The organism is Anaerococcus sp. AGMB09787 (assembly GCF_022808955.1).
In the GTDB taxonomy this organism is placed as follows: domain Bacteria; phylum Bacillota; class Clostridia; order Tissierellales; family Peptoniphilaceae; genus Anaerococcus.
Map to the genome: position 1 here is coordinate 1 of NZ_JAKZEY010000036.1, position 10,476 is coordinate 10,476.

The following is a 10,476-nucleotide window of genomic DNA, read 5'->3' on the forward strand; positions in this document are numbered from 1 at the left end:
TTTCTAAGAGCAAAAGTATCCTCATCAGAAAAATGAGAAACAGAAAACTCACCAAACCTAAGAATTTGAGCAATAACAAAAGAATCCACAGAATCATTCTTAGTTTGTCTAATATACATCTTTCTAAAAGCATCAGATTGAATAGGGTTAATAACAATACAAGAAAAGCCTAAATCAATCAAGAAAGAATAAAGAGAAAGCCAATAATGCCCTGTAGCTTCCATACCAATAATACAATTGTTAGAATCAATCGAAAAAGAGGAAATAAATTTCTGAAACTTCTCTAAACCCCTAATAGAATTAGAAAAAGAAAAAGACTCAGAAACAAGTTTCCCATTAGAATCAATTATTGAGGCTTCGTGGTTAAACTTAGCAATATCAACACCAATGTAAAACATAAAATCACCTAGCTTTAATATAAATTTAGATAGAGAAAGAACCCTCAAGAACTTTACGACAATCAAACCTCGTTAGACATACAGCAACGAAATGTGCTATCCAGCTCATACTGATATAGACGTAAAGTAGAGGCGTAACCCTAATTTGGGAAGACTAGCTTAAAGGAGGTTTACTACGACCTCTATCTATACAATTATTATCCCATAAGAAAGTGGGATTGAGAACAAAATGTAGTATTTATTACTACAACTATAATATACGAGGAGGTTTCTATACACAAAATTTTACACAGTCTCTTAAACTCCATTTGATGTATTTATATACTAACTTAGTTTACTATGAGTGTCGCAATATTATTTGCAATTCATCTTTACTAATTATATTATATAAATGACCTATATATCAACATTTAGGTTATATGAATAATTATTTAATTCTAGGATAATTTTAAAACTATAACTATGAGATATTTGCAATGACAATCTATACACACAAACTTAGTTTACCTTAAATTTCACAATATAATTTGCAATTAGTTGTTATTACAATTAAACTAAACTAATCAGTTGAAAATTATCTAATAAGTTATGGATACCCCTCAAATGACTTACCATAATAATGCTAACTTTGTAATTATTCTCAATAGATTTCATCATTTTTTGCATAGTTAGAGCATCTATATTTGCATCAGGTTCATCTAACAAAATTATAGTTTTATCTTTAAGCAGTGCTCTAGCAATACAAAGTCTAGTTTCTTCACCCTTTGATATATTTTTACCTTTTTCATCAAGTTGGGTATCCAACCCTTTTTGCAATGTTTTATACCATTTTTCTAATCCAACTGTTTCGAGCGCCTTTTCTATTTGTAAAATACTAATTTTTTCGTCACCTAATGTTAAGTTGTTTAATAATGAATCATTGATTACAAAGGGTTCTTGACCAACATATGATATATTTTTATATGTTGGATTTTTACTATTATCCATAAATTTAATGCTACCTTCATCTGGAACAAATATACCAGCAATCAACTTAAGTAATGTGCTCTTTCCAGAACCATTTGGGCCTTCAATTAAAAAATTATTGGGTAGATTTAGCGTTATAGAAAAATTATCAAACACATTTTCTGAATCATCATATGAAAAATCTATATTGTCAATGACTATGCTATCAATATTCTCACTTTCTAGATTTAGAACATTATCTTCTATCTCATCAAAATAACCTTTTAAATTATCTACTGAAACCATAATGTTTTGTATATTTTTAATATAATAGCCAACATAGGAAAGGAAAAATGATATCCCTTCTAACATTGAATAAGCTAAAATAAGTAAACCAAAATTTATTTCATTTTTTATAATCATGTTCACACCAAAATAAATTAATATTACTTTATAAAATGATTCATAGATTAATGAATCAAAAAACATGGAAATATTTTTAATTATAACTTGTTTACTCTTTTCAATTTTTATTAACTTACCATTTTCATTAATTTTACTAGCTGTTTCTTCATCTAACCTATATATTCTTATCATTATTAGGTTATTAATATAATTTAAAGAGGCTTTTAATTTTTCTTGATACAATTTTCTTAAAATAATACTACACTTTTTAAAATATTTTGATACAAATATATTTACAATAATTGGTAACAACCCCACTACTATAATAATTAATACTAACTTTACAGAAATTTTAGAAATTACAATTGCAGAAATTAAACCAGATAATATAGATTGAAATAAAACTACTAAATCCCATCCCGCTAATTTTTGTACATTATTTATATCCCTTTGTAAAAGCGTCAATATGTTAGTTGGATCATCAAAATTCTGGTTTCTATTTTTAAAAATGTTTTTAAAAAATCTCTTTTTTAAATTTCCTTTATATATATTTTGGGAATATTCCATCAAAAATCCCCAGAGTGGAATTGCCAAAATAAAGTAAATAGCAATTAATATTGTAAAAAATATTATTAGAGCAGTAGATAACTCACCGCTTGAATATTTTTCAAATATTAAAAAATATAAATAACCAAATAAAAATTGAGAAAGAACGCTTTGAAAAGAATTCATAATAAATCCAATATAACCACTTATAAGATATGATTTTTTAAAAATTCTATACATAGTTTACCTCTATTAAGTTTCCATTTTTCAAATTATATATTCTATCACAAATTTCTAATAAACTTTTCCTATGCGTAGTGAGGATTATAGTTTTATCAGACTCTTCCAATAATTTTTGTAAACCTTTTTCAGATTTTACATCCATAGATGCACTAGGCTCATCTAGTATCAATATCTTTGATTCTTCCTTTAATAGAGCTCTAGCAATTGAAATTTTTGATTTCTGACCTCCTGATAGATTACTAATATTAAAATTAATACTGTCTTCATTTTTTAAATTTAATATATCATCCATATATATTTTTTCAGATATCATTTTTAAAGAAATTTCTCTTTCTGGAATATCTTCGATATCTTTTAATAAAATATTATATCTAATACTCCCATCTAGCATATAATTTTTATTATCAACATAGGAAATATTTCGCAAAATCTCTTCTATGTTTTCATTAGTAAGCGTATTTAACACACTTATCTTGCCGATATCTGGTTTATATATGCCAACAATAAGTTTTAATAGTGTTGATTTTCCCGATCCAGACTTACCAATTATTCCTATTTTTTCTCCATCTTTTACCTTCAAATCAACATCCCTTAGTATAGGATTAGCATTATAAGAAAACGATAAATTTTCTATATCTATTATGTAGTCACTATCAGTGTGGATTATGCAACTTTCTTCTTCTAAATTTATTATCTCTAGAAGTTCATCCATTAAAGGATTAATTTTCTTTAGTTTTGCTAAAGAACGTAAATAATTCGCAAACGGCAAAGAAACATTACTAGTTAAAGATAAAATAGTCAAAAATTTCCCATATGTTATTGGTTCATTGTTTGCAAACTTAAATATGATGATAAATACAAGAACAATGCTAGGCAAATATTCATTTATCAGAGCTGGGACATAGGCTCTTTGAGACATTTCATTTAGCTTATTTCCTTTTGAAATAAAATAATCAACTTTATTAGAATGCTGACTAATTATATAATTATCCATATTTTCTATTTTTATCTCTAAAGCATTCTCTATCATCTCTTTTTGAAATGCCGAGAGATTTCTTTCACTTTCATAGTATATATTGGAAGTTTCTAATAATCTATCAGAATTTTTTAAATCTAGATAAACACCCAAAAATATAGTTGGTATAATAATGATACTAATCCTATAGTCTATAATTATTAATGTCACAAAAACAAATAGAAAATATATAGGTAAATAAAATATATTTGAAATATTATTTCCTAAAAACTCCGAAAACTCCTCTATTCTATTATTAATAAGGTGAGATAAGGCACCTTCTTTTGTATTCTCAAAATAATCAATATTTCTTTCTCTAATTTTCAATACAATCTTTTCAGTCAGTTTTTCTTCTACACTAACAGAAAAAATATCAAAAATAATAAGTCTAATATGTTTTAATAGAGTCATGAAAAATGCAAAAATAATAAATTTAATTAAACTATCACTCATAATTTGATGATTTTGCAATGATCTATCTAATAATGGTTTAATATTAAGAGAAAATCCAATATTGAATATTGATGATAGTACAGATATAAAAATAAAAAATAAAAAAGTTTTAGAGTTTATATCTGCTAATTTCAACATTTTTTTTAAATTTTTATACATATAGCCTCCAATCACTATATAACTTAAGAACTTTAATATTTTTAAAATATTTACTTACATCATCAATATAACCCAAATCAAAGAAATTTGAATAATTATTAATATCATATGTACTAATTATTCCAGTAATTATTGATGAATAAAAGCTATTTCCTTCTACCCACATTTGTCTATCTTTGTACCATGGTACTAATAGTTTCATTTTCTTAAATACACAAATATTTCTTCTAATAATAATATCTTCTATTTGCTTTATATTAAAATCAACTGATAAAACAGAATCTAAAGAAGAAGGAAAGGAATCATGACCATCATTGCTTTTTGCTGCTATAATTATAATTTTATTTTTATTCGCATATTCACAAATTTCTTGCATTCTTTTCAAATTTTTGCTATCACTTAAGTTCATAAATCCAAAACTTATATTGATAATTCTGCAAATTTTAAATTTTACTATCGTATTTAGTATATCATTCACAAATTCTATTTTAGTTTCTCTATCTACTGCTATTAATAACACACTAGATTTGAGATTTATATCTTCTACTATTGATTTTATAGCAATACCATGTCCCATGGGAAAATTCAAATATAAATCTTTTTTTGAATTACATATATTAATTATATCATATTTATTATAATTAGCATTAATCCAATCATTTGGATAAAAGTCTATTATGCCTATATCATATTCTTTGTTTATAAGCTTATCAAAATTGTAGTATTTCATAATCCTCCTCAAACATAATTCTTTCAATAAATGAATATGGATTGAATAGAAAATCATCATCTTTATCTTTTAAAAATTCGTTAAAAATGCTAATCAAACTATCCACTAATTTAGTTGCGTATTCATTGGCTTTACAAAATGTCTTAAAAGGCTTGTTAAAAACATAGTAATAGTCTAAATCACAATATAATTCAATGATAATTAATCTATTTACTATTTCATATGAATTTAATTTAAATGCTCTTTTATTGATTAAGTCAAAATTACATTTTATTCTATAATTATATTTTTCATAAGCTTTTTTTATATTTTGATCCAATATTAATATATCATTATAATCTAATTTAAATTGATCTGGTGTAAATATTTCAGATGGTGTAGACAAACTATAATTAACATCTTCCCCAAATAAATCATATAAAAATATACTTTCTTCATTTAAATTATGTTTTGTAATTAACGTATTTATAGATAACGATTTTGCATAAATCTTATACCATAAAATATTATTTATTATATTAGTATAATCACAAAATTTTATATTTCTATGTAATTTCATTATATTATAATTACCATCTAGACTTACTGTTATGCATAATTCCTTCAATATGTTCTTATCTACATTTAATTTTAAAATTCCATTTGTTAATATTTCAATTGATTTATTATCAATATTTAATATTAATTTTTCTAGATTAGGAAAAAACGAAACTTCTCCTCCAGTTAGAACTATTTTTTCAATACATTGATTCTTATTTATTTCTTCTATATAGTATTCATACTTATTTTCTCTGTTAATACCTTTCTGAAGAAAATTTGTTTTAACTGCTTCATAACAGTATTTACAATTTAAATTACAACTATTTAATAAATGTACTACTAATAATTTATTCATAATACATACATATTCTTATATAAGCTGTTTAACAATTCACACATTCGGAAATCTTTTCCAAAAATAGAGTCAGAATACTCCAAAGCTCTTTCTCTACATCCATAGGTACAGACACCATGATATTCACAACTATTCTCTTTACAAGAAATTCTAAATGAATTTAAATTTTGTATAGCTTCGGCTAAAGTGTCTCCTATTTTAAATTTTTCATTATAATCTGAAGTTAAACCAGGGCATAATTGAAACTCTCCATTACAATCAAAATAAAGTAATGTTTCTCCGACACCACATTTTGAATTTATTATTGACTCATACAAATCTTGATCACTATATCCTAAATCCTTGTATATATCATAAATATAATTCGAAATTTCATTTATAAAAAATAAATCTTTATTTTTTTTAGCATTGCCTTTTATCGTTACTGTATCTAGCCTTGTTTTTATATTAATTTTTTCAAAATATTTTACCAATTTCATTATATCTTTCCTATTATTTTTTAATAACATTGTGTTTACTAAAATTGATACGTCATTTTCTTTTAAAAATTTGATATTTTTAATTGTTGATTTAAAAGCTCCTTTTTTCCCTCTAAAAATATCATGCTTTTCAGGATCAAAATAATCAATACTTGTTATTATATTATCTATTCCACTGCAATTAATAATAGCATCCAAGTCATTCTCTGATAAAAATGCTAAGTTAGTAAAAAGACTAGTCCTAACTGGCAAATTAGACAAAAAAATTAATAAATCATCTATGTATTCTAATGTAAAAATTTCTCCTCCAGTAAAATCTATGCTGTAAATTCCTAAATTTATAGCTTCAAATATCAAATCTTTAATATATTCAAAGGACATAGATTTACTTTTTTTTCTCTTATCACCCTGAAAACAGTGTCTACAATTTAAATTACAATTATCTGTCAATTGAATAAAAAGCCTAAATTTATTCGCTTCTTCTATTTTTACAAATGGATTATAATAAATATCATCTTCAACAAAAACACTGTTGTTTTTAAAATATTTTATATATTCATCATCTATATCACAAATTTTATTACTACTATTATGTACCTTTAGTATATTTACAAGTTCTTTAGGTAATCTATAACTTAAAGATCCATCTTTTTTAAATATTACATCTTTAAAAATTATATATTTATTATTAAATGTTAGCACATTCCACTCCTATATATTATTTAATGCGTCTACTAAAAATAAATTCCAGGCAAATATATTGATTGTTTTTGTTAATACATATTGAAAAAAAATATATTTATTGCAGTCTATAAAATTATTGTATTCTTCACTACCTATATAGTTATTAAGAATATCATCAAAATTATCGATAACAACTCTATCAATATGTTCAGTTATAATAAGCCTAGTATTTGTTACTTTATAAGGATAAATCCCCTCACATGACACAAATAAATATCTAGGTAATTTTGATTTATTGGCGTGACATTTTTCTTTACTACATAAATAAGCATTACAAGGATGCTCTTTTACTGTGAGGTAGTCTTTATATATTGAATTAAAATTTAAATTAATATTAAATTTAATGATTTTTCCGATTATTTCGTTATAGTTTTTTATATTAATATTCTCATTATTAAACAAAGCAAAAAAATCAATACTACTATTATTTATTAATTGTTGTATATCTTCCCACAAATAATTTTCACTACTTATACTTGTGTCAAATTTAATAAAAATAATATCTACATTACTCGAATCAAATTCGGAACATCTAGAAATTTTATCAGCACACAAAATTTCATATACAAATAACTTTGGTATATTTTGACTTTTTTTTAAATGATTTATATAAAAATTACGATCGACCAAAAACATTTTATTACTGTTTTTTATGTATTCTACTATTGGTGATAAAAGATGATTTTCCTCATTATGATATGAATTATAATCAGAATTTATAATAAACAAATTAAAACTATCATATTTCAATATTTTATAAATGTTTTTAATATATAAACTATTAATTTCATTTGTAGTAATTTCTAATTCAACCACTGGGGATTCTATTAATTTATACATTTTTTCTCCATTCAAATAAATCTTAAACTAATAAAGAGGCACTATTAATGCCCCTTAATGAACTAAATAATTTATTACAATACATAAAAGCATAATATAATCTAATTGCAATTCTAATCTTTACTTACAGTATTACCAGAACAATGACATGTTCCAAAAAATACCAAGCCATTTTCTTTGTCGATCTTTACAGTTTTAATTTTTTCCAGCAATTCTTTTTTTGAAGAATCATTCTTCTTTTCAATTTTCTTATCTTCATAGCTTCTATTTTTTATATCCATATTTACCTCCTAGAATATTCGCTCTCTCTATCAATATCATTATAATACTTATTTTATAAAATGTAAAGGTTTTTAATGTTTTTTCTGCATTAATTTATAATTAATATTTTTAAATAGGCTAATACTAAAATATGGAAATGCTAAACAATAAACTAAAACCACTAAAAGAAAATAGCAATTAATAAGTTAAGTCGCTTACGAGAGCTTCTAGGGGTCTGTAAATAATTTTGTGTATCAACCTAAATCCTGATATAAGGGTAAGGGTTGATACATTTTTTATGTATCAATTTCTGTCCATTCCTATAGGAATGGAGCTTTACTTAATTTTACTTGGGCTTAATAAACTGTCAAATTTTCATGAAATTTTGCAGCTGATTTTAATTTGTTTTATTATTTTTTAATTAAAACCTCCCTTCAAAATATATTGATAATTGGGATAATATTTGATCCCAGCCACGTATTCTATAGGTCCACTTACTTGAAGCATCTACCATTGCTAGATACAAGCTTTTTTGTAGTTCGTAGTCGGAAATATGGTTTTGTTTTTTGTTACTTTTCTTAGTTGCCTATTGAAGTTTTCTATGGCGTTTGTTGTATATATCAGTTTTCTTATTCCTTCTGGATATTTAAAATATGTTGATAGCTCAGCCCAGTTGTTTTTCCAAGAGTTTACACACATTGGGTATTTTTTATCCCATTTTTCTTCAAAGATTCCTAGATTTGTTAAGGCAAGCTCTTCTGTTGGTGCTTTGTATACTGCTTTTAGCTCTTTCATTAGTTCTTTTATATCTTTGTAGGATACATATTTTGTTGAGTTTCTTATTTGATGGATTATGCATTTTTGGATTTCTGCTTTTGGATATACTGCTTCTATCGCTTGAGTACAGCCAGTATTTGCTTGATTCGTTTTCTCCAACCCACATCCCAAGTATTTCTTTAAATCCTTCCATGTTGTAGCCTAGAGCAATGTAGACGGCCTTTTTGACTACTATGTTGTTTTCTCTTACGTGATAGTGGATAGCATCTAGAAACACCATTGGATACACTCTTTCTAATGGCCTATTTTGCCATTCTTCTATGGTTGGTAGTATTTTATTTGTTATTTTACTTACCATTGTTTCGGATATTCCAAATCCATAAATATCTCTGATATGAGATGATATATCTCTTGTTGTCAGGGTCTGCCCCAGCCAATAATGTCCAACGAGGTTACGAGTTGTAGACATTATTAGGTGAGGGTATTGCTTTGCCGTACATAGATATTATCTGATTTTCTATGTTTGATATGTCTTTTTCAGCTTGTGCCCTGTAGGGTATACTTTCTTAATGCTTGTGGCTCGAAGGTGCCTTCTCTATCTCTTGGTATGTTTAAATCTATGTTTCCATAATTTGAGGCTGATATTCCTCAATTAACATTTTTGCTATTTTGCTTCTTTTCGTCTCTGGTCTTTTTCTTGGCATAAAAACCTGCTAACAAAAGTCAAGGAGAAAAGTAAAATTAATTTTGCTTTTCTCCTTGTTATTGTCCACTTAAGTGAGTTGAGCGAACGAAAGAGAGCGAAACAAAAAACCACCTGCTATGCAGGTGGAGGAAATTAGCTTTAGCTTCAAGCACCAAGAAAACCTCCTTAAAGTATAATTGTGATAGTCACATGCACAATTAAACAAGGAGGTAATCTTGGATAAAAATACTTTATCACATACAAGCTGGAGATGCAAATATCATATAGTTTTTGCGCCAAAATATAGAAGACAAGTAATATATAGACAACTAAGGAAAGATATAGGAAGCATACTTCGAGAATTATGTTCAAGAAAAGGAGTAAACATAATAGAAGCAGAGCTATGCCCAGATCATGTCCATATGTTGGTAGAAATACCACCAAAATACTCAATATCACAGATAATGGGATATTTAAAAGGAAAAAGCTCATTAATAATATTTGATAGGCATGCCAACTTAAAATATAAATACGGAAATAGACACTTTTGGTGTAGAGGATACTATGTGGATACAGTGGGAAGAAATGAAAAGAAAATAAAAGAATATATACAAAATCAATTAAAAGAAGATTATTATGCTGACCAAATAAGTATAAAGGAATACCATGACCCGTTTACGGGAGAGTCAGTAAATAAGAACAAATAAAAAACTGCTTTAGCAGTAGTTGGGAAAGTGGTGCATGTGACGGAATATTCGGAGCCCCAATAGGGGCGTGCCGGTATTCGCGCCTTATAGGCGCTGCACAAACTACCAGCTAAGCTGGTAGTTTTGATTTAGAGTTTAAATTTGAGCACAACAAATAAGCCGGTTATTATCGGCTTGTTCCAACTATTGTTTCT

The 10,476-nt window shown here is 25.9% G+C and carries 10 protein-coding genes and 1 pseudogene; 1 reads left to right on the top strand and 10 read right to left on the bottom strand.

Going from position 1 to position 10,476, the window contains the following annotated elements; translation table 11 throughout:
* The 10 genes and pseudogenes from MUN42_RS07555 to MUN42_RS09860 form a co-directional block, all read right to left on the bottom strand.
* A partial coding sequence (locus tag MUN42_RS07555; RefSeq protein WP_243344072.1) for an IS110 family transposase occupies positions 1 to 398 on the bottom strand: 398 nt, incomplete at its 3' end.
* Positions 399 to 947: 549 nt separating this feature from the next.
* Complete coding sequence (locus tag MUN42_RS07560; RefSeq protein ID WP_243344073.1) at positions 948 to 2,534, bottom strand: ABC transporter ATP-binding protein; 1,587 nt, start codon at positions 2,532 to 2,534, stop codon at positions 948 to 950.
* Entirely contained in the window at positions 2,527 to 4,164 is a 1,638-nt protein-coding gene (locus MUN42_RS07565) for an ATP-binding cassette domain-containing protein (protein WP_243344075.1), read from the bottom strand. The genes MUN42_RS07560 and MUN42_RS07565 overlap by 8 nt, the downstream gene beginning before the upstream one ends.
* Positions 4,157 to 4,894, bottom strand: coding sequence for a hypothetical protein (locus tag MUN42_RS07570; protein WP_243344077.1), 738 nt, complete (start codon positions 4,892 to 4,894; stop codon positions 4,157 to 4,159). Before MUN42_RS07570 ends, MUN42_RS07565 begins: the two co-directional genes overlap by 8 nt.
* Positions 4,875 to 5,789: a radical SAM protein gene (locus MUN42_RS07575; protein ID WP_243344078.1), complete on the bottom strand. Its 915-nt coding sequence runs from the start codon at positions 5,787 to 5,789 to the stop codon at positions 4,875 to 4,877. The genes MUN42_RS07570 and MUN42_RS07575 overlap by 20 nt, the downstream gene beginning before the upstream one ends.
* The gene (locus MUN42_RS07580; protein ID WP_243344080.1) at positions 5,786 to 6,970 is read right to left on the bottom strand and encodes a radical SAM protein; all 1,185 of its coding nucleotides are present in this window, start codon (positions 6,968 to 6,970) and stop codon (positions 5,786 to 5,788) included. The genes MUN42_RS07575 and MUN42_RS07580 overlap by 4 nt, the downstream gene beginning before the upstream one ends.
* Positions 6,971 to 6,979: 9 nt before the next feature.
* Positions 6,980 to 7,852 (bottom strand): hypothetical protein, encoded by an 873-nt coding sequence (locus MUN42_RS07585; RefSeq protein WP_243344081.1) that lies wholly within the window; start codon positions 7,850 to 7,852, stop codon positions 6,980 to 6,982.
* 113 nt (positions 7,853 to 7,965) lie between these two features.
* Positions 7,966 to 8,133, bottom strand: a complete 168-nt coding sequence (locus tag MUN42_RS07590) for a hypothetical protein (protein WP_243344083.1) — start codon at positions 8,131 to 8,133, stop codon at positions 7,966 to 7,968.
* Positions 8,134 to 8,534: 401 nt separating this feature from the next.
* A pseudogene (locus MUN42_RS07595) lies at positions 8,535 to 9,317 on the bottom strand (IS256 family transposase); the annotation flags it as partial.
* 110 nt (positions 9,318 to 9,427) lie between these two features.
* Positions 9,428 to 9,535, bottom strand: a complete 108-nt coding sequence (locus tag MUN42_RS09860; protein WP_347708769.1) for a transposase — start codon at positions 9,533 to 9,535, stop codon at positions 9,428 to 9,430.
* A gap of 273 nt (positions 9,536 to 9,808) precedes the next feature.
* On the opposite strand from MUN42_RS09860, the gene tnpA reads away from it, so the two are divergent.
* Positions 9,809 to 10,282 carry an IS200/IS605 family transposase gene (tnpA, locus tag MUN42_RS07600; RefSeq protein WP_243344084.1) on the top strand — a complete coding sequence of 158 codons (474 nt, stop codon included), beginning with the start codon at positions 9,809 to 9,811 and terminating at the stop codon, positions 10,280 to 10,282.
* The last annotated feature ends 194 nt before the right edge of the window (positions 10,283 to 10,476 follow it).